At 37.6% G+C, this 17,206-nt stretch carries 18 protein-coding genes and 1 pseudogene; 10 read left to right on the top strand and 9 right to left on the bottom strand.

The features are described 5' to 3' along the window. From ACTTKV_RS07770 to mscL, 5 genes and pseudogenes are all read right to left on the bottom strand, one after another. Window positions 1–234, bottom strand: a pseudogene (locus ACTTKV_RS07770) (metallophosphoesterase); the annotation flags it as partial. Between the two features lie 272 nt (window positions 235–506). Next, on the bottom strand, window positions 507–1,874 hold the full coding sequence (locus ACTTKV_RS07775; protein WP_442550014.1) for a multiheme c-type cytochrome: 1,368 nt from the start codon (window positions 1,872–1,874) through the stop codon (window positions 507–509). 9 nt (window positions 1,875–1,883) lie between these two features. After that, window positions 1,884–2,456, bottom strand: a complete 573-nt coding sequence (locus ACTTKV_RS07780; protein ID WP_442550015.1) for a cytochrome c3 family protein — start codon at window positions 2,454–2,456, stop codon at window positions 1,884–1,886. Between the two features lie 121 nt (window positions 2,457–2,577). Beyond that, on the bottom strand, window positions 2,578–3,216 hold the full coding sequence (locus ACTTKV_RS07785) for a Crp/Fnr family transcriptional regulator (RefSeq protein WP_442550016.1): 639 nt from the start codon (window positions 3,214–3,216) through the stop codon (window positions 2,578–2,580). 100 nt (window positions 3,217–3,316) lie between these two features. Continuing rightward, on the bottom strand, window positions 3,317–3,718 hold the full coding sequence (mscL, locus tag ACTTKV_RS07790) for a large-conductance mechanosensitive channel protein MscL (protein WP_442550017.1): 402 nt from the start codon (window positions 3,716–3,718) through the stop codon (window positions 3,317–3,319). 145 nt (window positions 3,719–3,863) lie between these two features. On the opposite strand from mscL, the gene gltX reads away from it, so the two are divergent. Genes gltX through ACTTKV_RS07805 form a run of 3 tightly spaced genes read left to right on the top strand, consistent with a single transcriptional unit; the run spans window position 3,864 to window position 7,076 of the window. Beyond that, window positions 3,864–5,159, top strand: coding sequence for a glutamate--tRNA ligase (gene gltX / locus ACTTKV_RS07795; RefSeq protein ID WP_442550018.1), 1,296 nt, complete (start codon window positions 3,864–3,866; stop codon window positions 5,157–5,159). Between the two features lie 8 nt (window positions 5,160–5,167). Then, entirely contained in the window at window positions 5,168–5,461 is a 294-nt protein-coding gene (locus tag ACTTKV_RS07800; RefSeq protein WP_021090481.1) for a YggT family protein, read from the top strand. Further along, complete coding sequence (locus ACTTKV_RS07805) at window positions 5,439–7,076, top strand: lytic transglycosylase domain-containing protein (RefSeq protein ID WP_442550019.1); 1,638 nt, start codon at window positions 5,439–5,441, stop codon at window positions 7,074–7,076. The genes ACTTKV_RS07800 and ACTTKV_RS07805 overlap by 23 nt, the downstream gene beginning before the upstream one ends. Here ACTTKV_RS07805 and ACTTKV_RS07810 read toward each other — a convergent pair. Beyond that, window positions 6,997–7,476: a hypothetical protein gene (locus ACTTKV_RS07810; protein ID WP_442550020.1), complete on the bottom strand. Its 480-nt coding sequence runs from the start codon at window positions 7,474–7,476 to the stop codon at window positions 6,997–6,999. The two genes, ACTTKV_RS07805 and ACTTKV_RS07810, sit on opposite strands and share 80 nt — an antisense overlap. A 120-nt stretch (window positions 7,477–7,596) precedes the next feature. Between ACTTKV_RS07810 and mobB the strand changes: the two genes are divergently transcribed. From mobB to ACTTKV_RS07835, 5 genes are read left to right on the top strand one after another with little or no spacing between them, the layout of a single operon-like run. Next, complete coding sequence (mobB, locus tag ACTTKV_RS07815; RefSeq protein WP_442550021.1) at window positions 7,597–8,076, top strand: molybdopterin-guanine dinucleotide biosynthesis protein B; 480 nt, start codon at window positions 7,597–7,599, stop codon at window positions 8,074–8,076. Then, window positions 8,076–8,939 carry a class 1 fructose-bisphosphatase gene (locus ACTTKV_RS07820; RefSeq protein ID WP_442550022.1) on the top strand — a complete coding sequence of 288 codons (864 nt, stop codon included), beginning with the start codon at window positions 8,076–8,078 and terminating at the stop codon, window positions 8,937–8,939. The genes mobB and ACTTKV_RS07820 overlap by 1 nt, the downstream gene beginning before the upstream one ends. Next, entirely contained in the window at window positions 8,939–9,148 is a 210-nt protein-coding gene (locus tag ACTTKV_RS07825; protein ID WP_442550023.1) for a hypothetical protein, read from the top strand. The genes ACTTKV_RS07820 and ACTTKV_RS07825 overlap by 1 nt, the downstream gene beginning before the upstream one ends. 19 nt (window positions 9,149–9,167) lie before the next feature. Next, the gene (metG, locus tag ACTTKV_RS07830) at window positions 9,168–11,090 is read left to right on the top strand and encodes a methionine--tRNA ligase (protein WP_442550024.1); all 1,923 of its coding nucleotides are present in this window, start codon (window positions 9,168–9,170) and stop codon (window positions 11,088–11,090) included. Continuing rightward, the gene (locus ACTTKV_RS07835; RefSeq protein WP_442550025.1) at window positions 11,091–12,074 is read left to right on the top strand and encodes a ferrochelatase; all 984 of its coding nucleotides are present in this window, start codon (window positions 11,091–11,093) and stop codon (window positions 12,072–12,074) included. Here the strand turns inward: ACTTKV_RS07835 and ybeY are convergent. Beyond that, complete coding sequence (gene ybeY / locus ACTTKV_RS07840; protein WP_442550026.1) at window positions 12,071–12,514, bottom strand: rRNA maturation RNase YbeY; 444 nt, start codon at window positions 12,512–12,514, stop codon at window positions 12,071–12,073. The two genes, ACTTKV_RS07835 and ybeY, sit on opposite strands and share 4 nt — an antisense overlap. Before the next feature lie 24 nt (window positions 12,515–12,538). Here ybeY and queC point away from each other — a divergent pair, with 24 nt between their 5' ends. Beyond that, a complete protein-coding gene (gene queC / locus ACTTKV_RS07845) occupies window positions 12,539–13,243 on the top strand; it encodes a 7-cyano-7-deazaguanine synthase QueC (protein ID WP_442550027.1) in 705 nt (234 codons plus the stop codon). Between the two features lie 280 nt (window positions 13,244–13,523). Next, on the top strand, window positions 13,524–14,849 hold the full coding sequence (gene hcp, locus ACTTKV_RS07850; protein WP_442550028.1) for a hydroxylamine reductase: 1,326 nt from the start codon (window positions 13,524–13,526) through the stop codon (window positions 14,847–14,849). A gap of 32 nt (window positions 14,850–14,881) precedes the next feature. On the opposite strand, the gene mrdA is transcribed toward hcp, so the two are convergent. Continuing rightward, window positions 14,882–16,717, bottom strand: a complete 1,836-nt coding sequence (gene mrdA, locus ACTTKV_RS07855) for a penicillin-binding protein 2 (protein WP_442550029.1) — start codon at window positions 16,715–16,717, stop codon at window positions 14,882–14,884. Further along, entirely contained in the window at window positions 16,714–17,205 is a 492-nt protein-coding gene (locus ACTTKV_RS07860) for a hypothetical protein (protein WP_442550030.1), read from the bottom strand. Before ACTTKV_RS07860 ends, mrdA begins: the two co-directional genes overlap by 4 nt. Between the last annotated feature and the right edge of the window lies 1 nt (window position 17,206).

Raw genomic sequence — 17,206 nt, forward strand, 5'->3', positions numbered from 1 at the left:
CAGTGAAAATCCTATAAGCGTGCCAGCAACCAAATAGAGCTCAATAGTCAAAAAAGAAAATCTAATTTGTAACACAAATATAAACTCAAGTAAACAAACAATATAAAAAAATATGCGAATTTTAGCAAGATATGGCGCGAAAAATGAAACCTTTTTGATAAAGCGTTTGTATGAGTATAAATTTGTAAGAACACTAAAAATAAAAGCTCCGATAATAATGCGCAAAAGTCCCAAAAAATCTCCTTAAAAAAAGGGAATTATATTTTAGATTATTAAATTTTCTCTCTAAATTTATCGGTTTGCGTTTGGCTAAATTTGATTGTTTAATTTAACTGTATAAATACAAGCAAAACGCTAAATGTTTAATGTTCAAGTAAAAATGTCAAATGCTTACTGCAAAAGCAAAAATCTTTTAAATTTGTTTTGAGTATTTTTTGTATGTTTTTTAAAAAAGGAATCTTAGTGATTTAAGAAAAAAGGTGGGAAAGCTCCCACCTTAAAAAGAATTAATTAACTTTACCTGTTTCAATTCTTTCTTTGTAAATTTTGCGAAGTTTTCTGATGTCGTTCTTAACTTCAAATACTCCATGCCAGTGTGAGTAGTCAGGACCACCCATTAAAGCACCTTGTCTCATACGACGACCTTCGTGGTGCCACATATGATAGTAAACATCTTGGAATTCATCTTCCCAAGCATCTGCAAGTAGTAAGTTTTTAGCTTTCAAGTCTTCAAGCATCTTAGTTGCTTCAGCATTGTAAACATTATAAAGCTCAACTTGCTTATCACCCATGATAAAGAAGTTATCTGTATGAGTTGCTGTGTGGCAAGCTTTACATACTTGTTTCATCTCAGCTCTTGCTGCTTCTGGTCCATTTGGATGACCTGCAAGTGGTGTTCCCACGTTTAACTTGCCAGTTTTTTCAAAAATAGCAACTGCTTGATCATCACCAGCTGTTCTTAGCTTACTGTTTATACCCCATAGATTCCATTTCAACCTTCTTGAAACGTTGTGAGTTGTTGTTGTCTCACCAATACCACTCATGTGGCAAGCCGCACAAGTTGGAGCCCTGAAATCTGGCACATCCCATGTATCAGGAGCTGAGTCATATTTCCATGTGTGACCTTCGCTATTAAAGATATGTCCGTGCATTGAGTTGTTAAAGATCTCAATATCTGGGTGATCAGGTCCAAGGTGGCAAGATGCACAAGCAGCTGGTTTTCTAGCCTCAGCTATGCTAAATGTGTGTGCACTGTGGCATGATTTACATCCGCCTACTCCACCATCAGGATAAACGTTAGCTATACCATAGTTAGGCCATGACTCTGGAAGTGGCTTGTGATCAGCATCTAGTTTGATAACTGTACCGTGGCATTGAGAGCAACCAGTAGCATCTGGAGCCATTTTGTATTCTGGATGGTCCATACCTTCGTAGTGATACATAAGTTTTACCATTGCAGGGTTAGCATACATTTGCATGCCGCCTCTTGCGTGACCACTCTTAGTAAATTCTTCAACCTCATTCTCGTGGCATTTTGCACAAGTTTTTGGGCTAACTAGCATTGAAACGTGATTGTTAGAATCTTTTGGATGCACCTTAACTGAAGCCATAGGATTATCTGCATTTACAGAGTGGCAATCCATACAACTTACACCAACGTGAGCGTGGCGACTATTTTTCCAATCGGCAACTATGCCAGGTGTCTTTTCAGCGTGGCATTCAACACAGCTTTTTGACAAATCTGACATTTTATGTGCAACTTTAATGTTTTTTACAACATTAAGTTTTAAAGCATCAGATTTATTTGTGTCTGCATTTGCGGCAAAGCCAAAAGACATTAGACAGGCTAATAAAATTAGCGACTTTTTAAACATCTCTCCTCCTTATTTGGTTTTATTATTTTCTTGTTTTTTTATTGCTTCAAATTTGTCTATATGAAGTCCTAAATTTTTGTGACCTACGTGATTATGACAATCAACGCACGATTTTTTATTAGGATTTCCAAGGACAAAATAATCTCTATGTGGTAAAAACGATTTACCAGATTGGATAACATTTTTAAGATTTGAGTGACAGGTTAAACAACCACTATCATAAACAAAGTGTGATGCATGATCACGTTTTTTACGCCAGTCAATCTTGTCGGTATCTGTAAAAAATGTCTTATAGCCGTCATTTATAGATACTTTAAGCTTTGTAAGTACATAGGTATAGGCACTTGTGTGGTCCAGGTGACAGGCTGAACATTCTGCTTTTACGCCAAGCTTGTTGTTGCCGCCATGCACATCTTCCTTATATGCAGCATTCATTGGATCCATCGTGTGACAAATGGTACAGATGTAGCCACTACCGGTTGCGTGAAGTGCGTCAGCTATCCCCATAGAGGCGATAAGGCCAATCACGATACCGATGATCACAGATGACCAAACAAAAAATTTCTTTTTAACTTCAGCCAAAGTTTTCCTCCTGAATTTATCAATATATCGTAAATTTTTACAAAATTTTTATTCAGAATGTTACCCAAAAATATATAAATTTTTTCTTTAAGTAAATAAAATATTTATTTGATGTTAACTTTCAATAAGTATAAATTTCTTGCAAGCCACTCACATCTTTTTCCAAGATTTGGTTCTTCTCGTCAACTTTAACCAAACCATTTGTTTTAAATTTATTTAAAATTCTTGAAAAAGTTTCTGGGGTCATATTAAGTATAGATGAAATTTTTGTATGTTTTAGTTCATTAAACAGATCCTCGTGATCTAAAATAAATCTAGCAACCTTCTCTTCAGAGCTTAAAATAAGTTCTTGATGAAGTAAATTTGTAGTAATCCTTATCTTTTGAGACATTGATTTTAAAAATTTCATGCAAATTTCTGGCTTTGTTAAAAATTGAGCTGCAAATTTTTCATAATTTATCTTTAAAACTTCACCTGAAATAGTAAAAATTGCACTTGCTGGATAGGGGATATTTTCAAAATTTACGACCTCAGCTACAAAATTCATAGGTGCTAACTGATGTATAAAAATTTCCTTGCCGTTTGCAGTAGTTTTATAAAGTTTAACCGAACCAGTTATCAAAAATGTAAGCCACTTTGGCTCCTCTCCCTCAATAAATAGAAATTCGCCTTTTTTGTATTTTTTAATGACGCTTATGGCTTCAAGCTTGGCCAAATCGGCAGCATCAAGGCCTTGGAAAGATGGGATTTGTTCTATCATGTTTTTACTCACTTTTTAAGATAAAAGGCATTTTAGCATAAAAATAAGACAAAATTTAACGGATTTTCAAAGGGAATTTTATCCCTTTGATTTTAAAAAGTTACTTTTTAAGAAGATCTCTAATCTCGGTTAGAAGTGCTATATCTGCTGGCGTTTCAGGCTCTGTCGCAGGTGCCTCTTCGACTGGTTTTTTCTTAAGTGAATTTAAGGCTTTAATGACACAAAAAATACAAAAAGCAATGATTAAGAAATCAACCATTGTTTGTATAAATGAGCCATAGTTTATCGTAACAGCAGGTGCACTATCTACTGCTTCTTTTAGCGTTAGCTTAAGATCTGTGAAATTTACACCACCTGTTATAACACCTACAACTGGCATGATAACATCACCAACTAGTGATGAAACGATCTTTCCAAACGCACCACCTATAACAACACCAACTGCCATATCTATGACATTTCCACGCATCGCAAATTCTTTAAATTCGCTTATAAAACTCATTGTTTCTCCTAAAAATGTTAAATTTTTGTTCGGATTTTATTCAAGAAATGCTTTGCTTCGGCTAAAAAAATCAAATTACATAACTTTAAATTTATCAAGCTGGTGCTATAATCCATACTTTAAATTTAACGCAAGGAAAGAGCTTATGTATCGTTTTGCACCCTCTCCAACAGGAGATATGCACATAGGAAATTTACGTGCTGCTATTTTCAACTATATTTGTTCTTTGCAAGATAAAAGTGGTTTTATTTTACGTATAGAAGATACAGACAAAGAGCGAAATATTGAAGGAAAAGAGAAAGATATCTTAGAAATTTTGAGCAAATTTGGCATAAAACCAGAGCAAATTTACATCCAAAGTGAAAATTTAAAATTCCACAGACAGCTAGCCTCAAAGCTCCTCATTGACAAAAAGGCATTTGCTTGCTTTTGCACCGAAGAAGAGCTCGAGGCAAAAAAACAAAAAGCAAAAGAGCAAGGTGTGGCATATAGATATGACGGCACCTGCGAGAGACTAAGCGACGCTGAAGTTTTAAACTGCGAAAAACCTTTTGTTATCCGCATGAAAAAACCAACACGCACGATGAGTTTTACAGACGCCATAAAAGGCGAGCTAAGCTTCGAGCCAGACGCGGTCGATAGCTTTGTCATCATGAGAGCAGATAAGACTCCAACTTATAACTTTGCCTGCGCAGTCGATGACATGCTTGAGGGCGTGACCTTTGTCATACGCGGTGAGGATCACGTGAGCAATACACCAAAGCAAGACCTCATACGCGAGGGCCTTGGCTACACTGGCAAGATGAACTACGCGCATTTGCCTATCCTTTTAAATATTGAGGGCAAAAAAATGAGCAAACGCGAGAACGAATCAAGCGTAAAATGGCTCTTTGAGCAGGGATTTTTACCTGAGGCGATCGCAAACTATTTGATACTTCTTGGCAACAAAACTCCAACTGAAATTTTTACCATCGAAGAGGCAGTGAAGTGGTTTGATATAACCAAAATTTCACGCTCACCTGCTAGATTTGACGTGAAAAAGCTTGAGCAAATCAATAGAGAGCACATAAAACTAGCTTCAAAAGAGCGTATAAAAGAAATTTTTGGCGTAGATGAAAATTTGGCTGAGTTAGTTAAATTTTACACTCAGGAAAGCTCACTAGTGCCTGAGATAAAGGCAAAAGTTGAAGCCATTTTTTCACCAAAAATAGCCCCAGATGAGTATAAAAACGAGTTTGAAATCGTCAAAAAAGCAGCTATTAATTTAAAGCCATGTGAGACTTTTGATGAGTTTAAAAAAGAGCTTATGAGCGCTACAATTTTAAAAGGTAAAAACTTTTTCATGCCGCTACGTGTGCTTCTTACAAACGACCTTCACGGCCCTGAGCTTAGCGAACTTTATCCGCTAATCAAAGATGATCTGGCTAAAATTTTAATCTAGGAGCAAAAATGATACTTTCCACCCTATTTTCAGCGATTGCAAACATTTTGCACCTTATTATCACGGTCTATACTTGGGTCATCATCGCAGCAGCACTCATTAGCTGGGTCAGACCTGATCCTAGCTCGCCGGTCGTGCAACTACTTTATAGGCTAACTGAACCGGTTTATAGTTTTATTAGACGCTATATAAAAACAAATTTTAGTGGTATTGACTTTACTCCGCTTATTGTGCTTTTAGCACTTCAATTTTTAGATCAATTTTTAATAAGGCTCTTATTTGGTTTTGCTGCGTCACTTTAGTATTCTCTCTCTTGTCTGTGTTGCTCTTTTAGCTAAAATTTATACCTACGAAGAGCTAAAAAACGAGCCAAAAAGCCTTGCAAAAGACTACTATATCAACCGTCTTATTAACGAGGGTAGTTACACAAAAGAGCAGATCGTAGACCTTTCGCGAGATGTATTTAGAAAAGCAGGCCTTGTTCAAAAATCAATCGATAAAATTTTACCTCCAAAAGCAGCTCCTAGTAAATGCCCTGGTATAAATGCAAAAAATATCACCCAGGCAAATCTAACCTGCCAAAATTTGCTAACGTCTATTGCCTTTAGCTTAAAACTTGATAATCACACTCGTGAAATTTTAGCGACCAATCTTGCAAAGACAAATCCAGAAAAATCAAAAATTTTACTCGCACTAAATGAGGCAAATCCGGCCCAGGCGTTTGTAAATCTAAACGATACAAAGAGCTTTTTAGAACTTTTTAACGCCTCTAGCTCACAAAATAAAAACACACTTTTTAGTGCAAATTTTGACGCAAATTTTATGACCAAGCTCTACTCTCAAAAAGGCTTTACAAATTTATTAAACGACCTTGTTTTTAACAAAAAATATGAAGGTTTTAGAAAAAATTTACTTAGCATAGATCCTGCCGTAACCGAAAAAAGTGATGCGTTTACGCTTGGATTAAATGCGATTTTACTAGCACAAGACGATATCGCTTTTAGCCTTTTTGCAAGAGCCAAGAGCACATTTGAAAGGGCATGGCAAAGAGATAATGCGACCTTTTGGCAGTATCAGATAAGCAAAAACGAAAGATTGTTAAAAGAGCTAAGTGCCAGCAAGGATGCAAATATCTACTCACTTTACGCAAGAGATGTGGTAGGTGGTGAGCCGCTTGAAGTCATCGTACCAAAACCTAGCAAGCAAAATATCGAAAATTTTGACGTGAGCGATCCATTTTTATGGAACAAAACTGTAGCCCTTGCAAAGGATATGAACGCCACACAAGCAAGCGAATTTGCGAAGAAATTTTATACAAACGAAAGTATCGGTGCCTATGCATACTTCATGCAAAAGGCACATGGCTGGGAAAAGCAGTACTTTTTAATGCCAACCTCACCAGAGCTTAATGGTATCAGCAACGAGAGAAAATCTATGATCTATGCCCTAGCTAGACAAGAGAGCCTCTTTATCCCAAGCGTTGTTTCTACTTCATACGCTCTAGGAATGATGCAGTTTATGCCGTTTCTTGCAAATGCTATTGGTAAAAAAGAGTTAAAAATTCCAAATTTTGATGAGGACGATCTTTTTAAAACAGATATTGCATTTAAATTTGCAAATCACCACCTAAACTACCTTGATAAATTTCTCTACCATCCGCTATTTACAGCCTACGCATATAATGGCGGTATCGGATTTACCAAAAAGCTTATCACAAGAGATGATATGTTTAAAGAGGGAAAATTTGAGCCATTTTTATCACTAGAATTTGTCCCCGTGGCAGAAACTAGAAACTACGGCAAAAAGGTACTTGCAAACTACGTGATTTATATGGCTCTTACTGGTTCCAATATAAAGATTTCGCAACTTTTCGAAAATTTAACAAAACCGGCTTTGACTGATAAATTTCGAAACTAAGCGATAGATTATCACTTTGTTTACTTGGTGCGGTGACTTCATAATAAACCGCCCAAGGCATAGAAAACCCGGTAAATTTTAGCATCTCGTCATTTTCATCAAGCAGCCTTGCATTTGTGGCATTTGAATCATTATTTACTTTTATGTTCTTTAAATTTTGTGCATATTCTTTTGGATTTATGGCCACCAAAAAATGCTCTTTACTCTGGTCTAAATTTGAATTGTAGATCGGATTTAAATAAGTAGCGATGATGAGCGTCCTGTCAGCACCATCAATAATCTCACTCTTGCTCGTGTAAGCTAGAAGCTCATTTTTTAATGGTTCATGTACAACTACCTTGTGCTCAGCACAACCAAACATCATCAAAATCAGTACAAAAAATGATATAAATTTACTCATAAGAACTCTTAAATTTTTAAAATTTCTTGCATTTTAGCATTTTAATTTTTAAATTTCACTCATAAATTTTAAAGCCAACATAAGCTATAATCGCAAGAAATTTTAATAAAAAAGGCTCTTATGAAAAGACTTGCTATCGCTTTTTCTGGCCCTTCAAATAGCGGAAAAACAACTCTTATTTTAAAAGTTGCAAAGAAATTTATAGACGATGGTTTAAAGGTTGCGATAGTAAAGCACGACCCTGGCGATAAGGCAAGATTTGATGTCGAGGGCAAAGATAGTTTTAAATTTTCACAAACTGGAGCCGACGTTGTCGTAATGAGTCCAACTAGAACAACTTATTTTTCACAAAACTCACAAGAAATTAGCGATGTTATTAAAATGCTCGGCGAGTTTGACATGCTCTTAGTCGAGGGGCTAAAGACTCTACCACTACCAAGACTAAGCGTTTTTAAAGGTGAGATCGACGAATCTTATCTTAGCTTTTCAGACGCGATCGCCACTTATAAAGAGCAAATTCCCTACGAAATAAAAAATCTCAATTTAGATGATACAAACGCCATTTGTGCGTGGATATTAGAAAATGCAAAGGCTGTATAATGCAAGAATTAAACCAAATTTTTAACACCATAAAAGAGATCGCAAAAGAGATAAGCGAAGTGATAAAATACTCCGATCTTGGCTACACAACCCACGAAAACGCAACTGGCGACACACAACTAAAACTTGATGTCAAAAGTGATGAGATCATAACGGCTAAATTTAGCGAGCTTGCTTGCGTAAAAGCGCTAATTAGCGAAGAAAAAGAGAATGCTCTTGAGATAAACAAAAATGCTAAATTTATCATCGCCTATGATCCGCTTGATGGCTCAAGCCTAGTTGATGTAAATTTTGCCGTTGGCTCGATCTTTGGCATTTATGAAAACGAAGTAAAGCCAGAAAATTTAATAGCCGCAGCTTACAGCATCTATGGCCCAAGACTTGAGCTTGTCATTGCTGAGAAAAAAGGTGCTTTACCTAATTTTTATAGGCTTGGCAAAGATGGCGAGTTTAAATTCATAAAAGAGCTTGAACTAAAAGAAAAAGGCAAGCTAAACGCCACTGGAGCTACACAAAAAGGCTGGAGCCAAACGCATAGAAATTTCATAAATGAGCTATTTAACGATGGTTACAGACTAAGATACTCAGGTGCTATGGTGAGCGACCTGCATCAAATTTTACTAAAAGGCGGCGGTCTTTTTAGCTATCCAGCAACGAGCGATCATCCAAATGGCAAGCTAAGGGTGGTCTTTGAGGTGCTACCCTTTGCCTTTATATATGAAAATGCAAATGGTGCAACGACAAACGGTAAAAACCAAACGCTTTTTGATATAAAAATAGAAAAAATTCACCAAACAACGCCATGCTTTTTTGGCTCACATGATGAAATTTCTATTTTGCATAAATTTTACGAGCAAAAATAATGCAAGAAAACGAGCAATTGGACGCATTTGAACTAGCCTTGAAGCAAAGGGCAAAGATCCTGCAAGAATGCCAAGAACAAAAAGGGCAAAAAAGCTGCTTTAACTGCGAAGTATTTTTTGACTGTGAGACAAGAAAAGAATATGTAAACAGTTGCTATAACTCGATGTCAAAAGGCAATACCGGCAGCGACGGCGGATTTGATTTCTAAAAATTTAAAGGATAAAAATATGAAAGAAAAAGCTTATATAACGACCCCAATATACTATGTAAACGACGTGCCACACATCGGTCATGCCTACACGACCATTATCGCCGATACACTTGCTAGATTTAATCGCTTACAAGGCAAAGATACATATTTTATGACAGGCACGGACGAGCATGGTCAAAAGATAGAGCAAGCCGCAAGCGCTAGAGGTAAAACTCCAAAAGAGTATGCTGATGAAATCAGTGCAAAATTTAGATCACTTTGGGATGAGTTTGAGATAAGCTACGACCATTTTATAAGGACAACTGACGAAGAGCACAAACAAACTGTGCAAAATATCTTTGAAAAAATGCAAGCAAACGGCGATATCTACAAGGGCGAATACGAGGGCTTTTACTGCGTTAGCTGCGAGACATTTTTCAATCAAAGAGATCTGCTAGAAAACAACTGCTGTCCAGACTGCGGCCGTGTGACATCCTTAGTTAAGGAAGAGAGCTACTTTTTTAAGCTTTCAAAATATGAAGATGCGCTTTTAAAATGGTACGAAAATGACGAGCTTTGCGTTATCCCAAAGGGAAAGAAAAACGAGGTAGTAAGCTTTGTAAAAGGCGGACTAAAAGATCTTTCGGTGACGAGAACGAGCTTTGACTGGGGTATAAAGCTACCAAAGAGCGCAAACGACGACAAGCACGTTATGTACGTATGGCTTGATGCGCTCATAAACTACCTAACAACACTAGGATATTCAAGAGATAACGCCAGAATGGACTTTTGGCCACATACAACGCACATAGTCGGCAAGGATATTTTGCGTTTTCATGCAGTTTATTGGCCGGCATTTTTGATGAGCCTTGGCTTGCCACTACCAAAACACGTCGCAGCTCACGGTTGGTGGACGATAGATGGCGAAAAGATGAGCAAAAGCAAGGGTAATGTTATAAACCCAAGAGAGGTCGCAAACGCTTATGGGCTTGAAAATTTCAGATACTTTTTACTTAGAGAAGTGCCGTTTGGACAAGATGGCGACTACAGCCAAAAAGCTTTGATCGAGCGCATAAACTCAGAACTTGGCAACGGCCTTGGTAACTTGCTAAGCCGAATAGTGGGTATGAGCGCAAAGTATAGCAACTATAAAATCGACTCAAAAGATGTCTTAAGACTTCACAGCGCCGAGCTTAATGAGGCAAAAGGTTATCTTGATGAGGCTATTAAAAATTTAGAAAATTTAGCTACAAATCGCTACTTAGAGGATCTTTGGAAGGTTGTAACACTAGCAAACGCAGCCGTTGCAAAATATGAGCCGTGGTCGCTTATAAAAGCTGGTAAAACCGACGAGGCAAACGCACTTGTAGCGCTTTGCGCGAATTTACTTGCAAAAGTGGCGATACTACTTAGTCCGGCCATGCCTAAAACTTGCGCAAAGATAGCTGACACACTTGGCTTTAGTGTAGACACAGCTTCTTACGAAAATCTTGTCTTAAAAAATAAAATTTCAGATTTTACAGCAAAAGCTACCGAGCCGCTTTTCCCAAGAATAGAAAAAGAGCTAATGGGCGAAACAGGTGAGCCAAAGGTAGAGATAAAAGCTGAGTCAAAAGAGGAGAAAAAAGAGAGTGATATCATTAGCATTGATGATTTTGCAAAGATAGTGATAAAAGTTGGCGAAGTGCTTGAGTGCGAAAAAGTCGAGGGAAGCGATAAACTGCTTAAATTTAAGATAGATCTTGGCGAGGAGCAGCCGCGTCAAATTTTATCTGGCATTGCCAAATACTACGAGCCTAGCTCGCTTATCGGCAAACAAGTGTGCGTTTTAGCAAATTTAAAAGAGCGAACTATGATGAAAAAATATGTCTCTCAAGGCATGATCCTGAGTGCATCTGATGGCTCATTAACACTTCTTGGCACACAGAGCAAGGTCAAAAACGGCGCGATCGTTGGCTAAATGACAATAGAAAACCTAACTCGCCTCATAAATGCCCAGGCTTTAAATGCACCAACAATAACTAGCGTAAGCGAGTTTGTTTTTGAGCTAAAACACGTAAGGCGCGGCTTTGCATATATTTGCTTAAACGCAAACGATAGCGATATAGAAACGGCGATCAAACAAGGTGCATACGCTATAATTAGCGAAGATAATGTTCCAATTATTGACAAAGAAATCGCTTTTTTGAAAGTTAGCAGTTTACAAACTGCCATGATAAAGCTTATGAGATTTGAGTCAACTCACAAAGATTTGAAATTTTGTGCTGTAAATCCTTATATAAATGACTTTTTGGAAAAATCAAAACTTGGTTCCAATGCACATGTCATGTCAAAAAACATAACTGATCTTTTTAATCAAATTTTTCATGCAAAGGTCTTTGATGTGTTTTTTGGCGATGACATAAGGACGCTCCAGCGCATATCACCTCTTTTTGAGACTATTTACACAGATACGACGATGCACGAGATAAATCCAAGCTCGATCTTTTTTACAAATACAGTTTTTAAGCAAACTTACTATCAAAACTTAAACATACCACGAGTTTTTGCCGGTATGTTTTATGGGCTTTTAAAATTTCTTGATAAAAATAAAATTTCATTTAAGCCATATGAGGGTAGGATTAATGGGCACTTTGATCCGATTTTCATAGATAAAAATTTTTCTCCAACAAGCTTTGGAAATAGCTTTAGAGCCATAATCACCGAAAGCGATGAAGATCTATTTGTAAGTCAAAGTATATTTTTAAATAAAAAATTTAGTCCAAACGAGATAAAAATTTGCTTGCCTGAAGGCTCTTTATTAAAAGTACAAAATGCTATTTATTTTAAAAATTTAAGCGAGATAAAAAAACTCAAAAACTTTGTTTATATATTAATTTTATGCCAAAAAGAAGAACTCCTAGAAGAGCTTCACAAAACCACCGAAGAAAATTCGCTATTTTAATTTAGCTCTTTTTTATTTATTAGATCAATAAGCCTAACATCCTCGCTTCTTACGATTAGGCTTTTAGGCAGCTCAAATTTATTGATAACCTCGCACTCTTTTTGCCTCATTTCTCCATCATCTTTTTCATGATCGTAGCCCAAGACGTGCAACAAGCCATGCGTAAAAAGTAGTGCAGTCTCAGCATCTTCGCTGTGATTTAGCTCGTTTGCTTTTTGTTTTACCATATCTTTATTTATGACGATTGAGCCAAGCGGTGCATGAATGACAAGCTCAAGTGGAAAACTTAAAACATCTGTAGTTTTATCGATACCTCGCTCGGATCTATTTAGCTCTCTCATTTCATCTTCATCTATGAACACCAGCTCAACTTCCCCTGGTGTCAAATATGAGCAAATTTCATCTAAAATTTCTGGATAACTCTCTTCGCAAAGTATCATTTTTGGCTTGTCCTTAGTAAAATTTTGTATAATTTTAGCAAATTTAAAAGGCAAAATATGAAAAAAGCAGTTTGTATAATGAGTGGCGGCATGGATAGCACGCTTTGTGCGGTTATGGCAAAAAAGGCTGGTTATGAGATAGTAGCACTTCATTTTGACTATGGCCAAAGGACGATGAGGCGTGAGAAACGTGCGTTTGACGAAATATGTGAGCGACTAGGGGTTGCCAAAAAGCTTAGCCTTAATGTTAGCTTTATAGCACAAATCGGTGGAAATTCGTTAACAGATACCAGCATGAAAATAAGAAAAGATGGGGTAGAAAAAGACGTGCCAAATACCTATGTACCTTTTAGAAATGGTATATTTATCTCGGTAGCTGCCGCACTTGCTGAAAAAGAGGGAGCAGAAGCTGTTTATATCGGTGTTGTAGAAGAAGACAGCTCCGGATACCCAGACTGCAAAGAGAGCTTCATAAAAAGAATGAATGAAGCTATAAATTTAGGCACATCAGACAGCTTTTCTTGCCAGATCGTCACGCCTCTTGTAAATTTAAGCAAGGCTGACATTGTATTAAAATCGCTAGAGCTTGACTCGCCGATAGAGCTAACCTGGAGCTGCTACGAGAGTGAAGATGAAGCATGTGGGCTTTGTGATAGTTGCAGGCTAAGGCTAAATGGCTTTAAAAAGGCAAACTCTAGCGATAAAATCAAATATAAAAATAAATTTTGATATACACACTTACTGCACAATGATATTTTGTGTAATTAGAAATTTATATTCCTAGACTTTATGCTTTTTTTAAATTGTATTAAACTAGCAAAACTATGTTTTTGTGAAAAACTCTGGCATATGATCAAAATATTTTTACAAATTTGATATCCAAAATCATAAAAACTTAAATTATAAAACTAATATTTAATCTTAATGTTTCTTGACTACCATCAATTAGAATAACACCATAGTAATGTAAAATCCGCTTAAATTTCTAAATTTATAAGGAGAAATATAGATGAAAGATATGAAGATGTTTTGCCATCAGTGCGAGATGAGTGCTGAGGATGGATGTGGCGCAAAGGGCCAACCTATGGGAACCTGTGGCAAGAGCGATACGCTAGCACTTTTGCAAGATACGATGGTTTTTGGATTAAAAGGCCTTAGTGCATATCGCCACCATGCACACGAGCTTGGCGCGGATACTAGCAATGTTGACCGCGTTATGGCTGATACGCTTTATTTCACACTTACAAACTCAAATTTTAACTTCGATGAGCATATAAAACAGCTTCTTGAAGTGGGCGGTGCTGGCGTTGAGGTAATGAACCTGCTAAGCGAAGCTCATACAGCCAAATTTGGCATCCCAACACCAGTTAGAGTGAACCAAAATAAAGTAGAAGGTAAGGCGATCTTAGTAAGCGGCCACAACCTACACGCTCTAAAAGCACTACTTGAGGCAACAAAAGATAAAGGCATCAACATCTACACTCACTCAGAGATGCTCACAGCTCACGGATACCCAGAACTACGCAAGTACAGCCACCTAAAAGGCAACGTCGGCAAAGCGTGGTTTGACCAAACTAAGCTATTTAACGAATTTAAAGGTGCGATTTTGATGACCACAAACTGCATCGTGCCACTACGCTCAAACTGTACATACGCTGATAGGCTATTTGGCTACTCAATCGCAGGCACAAACGGCGTAAAACACATCGAAAATGACGACTTCACACCACTTACCGAGTGCGCTTTAGCCTGTGGCGATGTTAGCGGCTTTGATAGCGACGAGAGCCTGATAACTGGCGGCCATTATAAGACTATCCTGACTTTAGCCCCACAAATTTTAGAGGCAATAAACACAGGCAAGATCCGCAGATTTTTCGTAATCGCTGGCTGTGACGCGCCTGGCAAGGGACGTGAGTATTATAGAGAGCTAGCTGCTAGCCTTCCAAAAGACTGCGTCATACTTACTTCAAGCTGTGGCAAATTTAGATTTAATGATATCGACTTTGGCAACGTCCCAGGCACAGAGCTACCACGCTACATCGACCTTGGCCAGTGCAACGACAGCAACGGCGCAGTTAAGATCGCCCTTGCACTAAGCGAGGCAACAGGCATCGCCGTAAACGACCTACCAGTTTCGATCGTACTGATGTGGATGGAGCAAAAAGCAGTCATCATCTTGCTAGCACTATTTAGCCTCGGCATCAAAAACATCAACGTCGGACCAAGTTTGCCTAAATTTTTCAATGAAGAGATCATAAATTTCTTAGTTGATAAATTTAATGTAAGACCGATCAGTGGCGACGCACAAGCTGATCTAAAATACTTCTTAGGTTAGTAAAAAATGTGCTAGTAGGTAGCTAGCACATTTTATTTTTTCTTATCTTGTTTCTTGTTTTGATCACTTTGTATTTTTTCTAAATTTATATATCCCATTTCAACGAGTTTATTATAAATTTGTGCGATCTTTGGTCCAGCAGCGCTACCCCCATGACCACCATGTTCGATAACCATTGTGATGACATATTGCGGATCTTCATAAGGTGCGTATGTAGTCATCCATGCATGAGATCTTTGCAAATAGGCCATGTCCTCTTCTTTCATACGCTTCTTTTCAGTTTGCGAGATGCCGACCACCTGAGCCGTTCCCGTCTTTGCAGCAACCTTTACAAGACTTCCTATAAAGTGTCTATTTGCGGTGCCTCTTGGGTGATTTGCCACTTCATACATAGCATGCCTTATAGCTGGAAGCTGTGACTTTTCAAATGGCGTAAAAGCATCATCGGTCGGTGTAAAATCAACATCTTCTCCATCAATGCTTTTTAAAAAATGCGGAACTACGTTTAGTCCAGTGGCAAGACCGGCAGTATATTTTGCAACTTGCATAGGTGTAACCAAGAAATTCCCCTGACCGATAGATGTAATAAGCGTCTCCCCTTGAAACCATGCCTTGCCATATTTTCGCATCTTCCACTCTCTGCTTGGCAAAGTTCCTACAAATTCATTTGGAAGATCCACGTCTGTTTTTCTACCAAAGCCCATACGCTCAAGTATTGGCACAAGTGCATCTATACCGATCTTTTGACTGCCTTTATAAAAATAATCATCACAACTTTCTCTAATGGCTACGTTCATATTAACATTTCCGTGTCCATGTGAGTTCCAGCAGCGAAATTTACGTCCACCAAGCTCATACGAACCGCTACAAAAATAGCTATCAAATTTATTCATGCCATTATCCAAAAATGCCAATGCCATGCCCATTTTTACAACCGAGCCAGGAGGATAAAGGCCGTTAATAAGCTTATTTGTAAAAGGATGATCGACGTTTTTTACAAGCTCCTCCCACTCAGACTGAGAAATTCCTAGCACAAATGGATTTAGATCATACTCCGGAAAGCTTCCAGCAGCGATGATCGCACCATCTTTTAGGCTCATCACGATGACACTTCCCGCATCTTTGCCAAACACATCAGAGACAAATTGCTGAAGCTCAAGATCGACTGCCAGTTTTATGTTTTGACTTTGTGGAGCTTGGTAATTTACCTGTTCAACCTCTTCATTTAAGGCATTTACCTTTATCTTTTTAAGGCCTTGTATTCCTTGCAAAATAGGATTATAAAACCGCTCAACGCCACTTCTACCAATGTAATTGGTCAGCTTTGTCAAAGGATCATTGTCTATATCTTTTTGATTTGCTCTACCGACATAGCCAATGATATGAGAAGCTAGGTCATTGTATGGGTAGTGGCGTTTTGAGGCGGGTTTTATCTCTAAATTTTCACGCATTAAAAGAGGTGCAAAAAATGGCAAAAATTTATCATAATCGACAAATTCGACTACATTTATAAAGTCTTGATTGTAGGCTGAGTCGTTTTTTATATACTCATTTCTAAGTTTTGTGGCATTTAGGTCGCCAAAAAGCGAGCCGATATAAGCAAGCTCTTCATCCAAAATTTTTATATTTTTACTAGCACTTAAATGAGGCTTAATAGATATTGAAAAACCAAGGCGATTGACCGCCATCGGTCTGTCATGTGCATCAAAAATAATACCTCTAACTGGCGGAATGTAAATGGTTTTTATCGCATTTTGTTCGGCTATCTCATTATAGTAGCTGTTAGAGTTTACACTTAGATGATAAATTCGCCCTAAAAGCATGATCCAAAAAAGAGCGATCACGCCAAAGACGATACGCATCCTCATAGTACTTTATCCCTAAAAAGCACAATGGCAAAAATACTTTCAAATGCTATAAAAAATAAATACTCGCGTGAAAACGATAAATTTGGCTCATTTAGCACGTAGGCAAATAAGTTATTTACAAGAAGCGTCAAAACGTAGCCAGCTGCAACAAAGATAACAAGCAGGCAGTTTCGCCACTTCATCGTAGTATAAAGCCAGTCTAGGATAAAGCTATAAAAAAGCAAAAAAGCGATGATTATTGAAAAAAGGTAAAAGCCATGAATCTGCTCAGCAAATATAAGAAATATAACCGCAAAATACCAAGAGTGCTTAAATTCATCATATTGTTTTTGTTTTCTTGAGTATTCCAAAATCATATACGTAAAAAATATACCAATAAGTGGCGGCAGAAAGCCAAACTGCGTAGTCACGATCTCATATGAAAGTAAAAAAATAGCCCAGCAAAATTCTTTGAAAATTTTAATATCCTGGCTACTTATGGTTTGCATT

The sequence above is a fragment of the Campylobacter sp. genome (assembly GCF_052169515.1).
In the GTDB taxonomy this organism is placed as follows: domain Bacteria; phylum Campylobacterota; class Campylobacteria; order Campylobacterales; family Campylobacteraceae; genus Campylobacter_A.

What these genes read in the sequence shown, in the direction of transcription:
- mrdA (WP_442550029.1), bottom strand. Translation starts at nt 16,717, where the DNA reads ATGAGGATGCGTATCGTCTTTGGCGTGATCGCTCTTTTTTGGATCATG.
- ACTTKV_RS07820 (WP_442550022.1), top strand. Translation starts at nt 8,076, where the DNA reads ATGCAAGAATTAAACCAAATTTTTAACACCATAAAAGAGATCGCAAAA.
- ybeY (WP_442550026.1), bottom strand. Translation starts at nt 12,514, where the DNA reads ATGATACTTTGCGAAGAGAGTTATCCAGAAATTTTAGATGAAATTTGC.
- ACTTKV_RS07785 (WP_442550016.1), bottom strand. Translation starts at nt 3,216, where the DNA reads ATGATAGAACAAATCCCATCTTTCCAAGGCCTTGATGCTGCCGATTTG.
- hcp (WP_442550028.1), top strand. Translation starts at nt 13,524, where the DNA reads ATGAAAGATATGAAGATGTTTTGCCATCAGTGCGAGATGAGTGCTGAG.
- mscL (WP_442550017.1), bottom strand. Translation starts at nt 3,718, where the DNA reads ATGAGTTTTATAAGCGAATTTAAAGAATTTGCGATGCGTGGAAATGTC.
- ACTTKV_RS07800 (WP_021090481.1), top strand. Translation starts at nt 5,168, where the DNA reads ATGATACTTTCCACCCTATTTTCAGCGATTGCAAACATTTTGCACCTT.
- gltX (WP_442550018.1), top strand. Translation starts at nt 3,864, where the DNA reads ATGTATCGTTTTGCACCCTCTCCAACAGGAGATATGCACATAGGAAAT.
- metG (WP_442550024.1), top strand. Translation starts at nt 9,168, where the DNA reads ATGAAAGAAAAAGCTTATATAACGACCCCAATATACTATGTAAACGAC.
- ACTTKV_RS07825 (WP_442550023.1), top strand. Translation starts at nt 8,939, where the DNA reads ATGCAAGAAAACGAGCAATTGGACGCATTTGAACTAGCCTTGAAGCAA.
- ACTTKV_RS07810 (WP_442550020.1), bottom strand. Translation starts at nt 7,476, where the DNA reads ATGAGTAAATTTATATCATTTTTTGTACTGATTTTGATGATGTTTGGT.
- ACTTKV_RS07860 (WP_442550030.1), bottom strand. Translation starts at nt 17,205, where the DNA reads ATGCAAACCATAAGTAGCCAGGATATTAAAATTTTCAAAGAATTTTGC.
- ACTTKV_RS07775 (WP_442550014.1), bottom strand. Translation starts at nt 1,874, where the DNA reads ATGTTTAAAAAGTCGCTAATTTTATTAGCCTGTCTAATGTCTTTTGGC.
- mobB (WP_442550021.1), top strand. Translation starts at nt 7,597, where the DNA reads ATGAAAAGACTTGCTATCGCTTTTTCTGGCCCTTCAAATAGCGGAAAA.
- ACTTKV_RS07835 (WP_442550025.1), top strand. Translation starts at nt 11,091, where the DNA reads ATGACAATAGAAAACCTAACTCGCCTCATAAATGCCCAGGCTTTAAAT.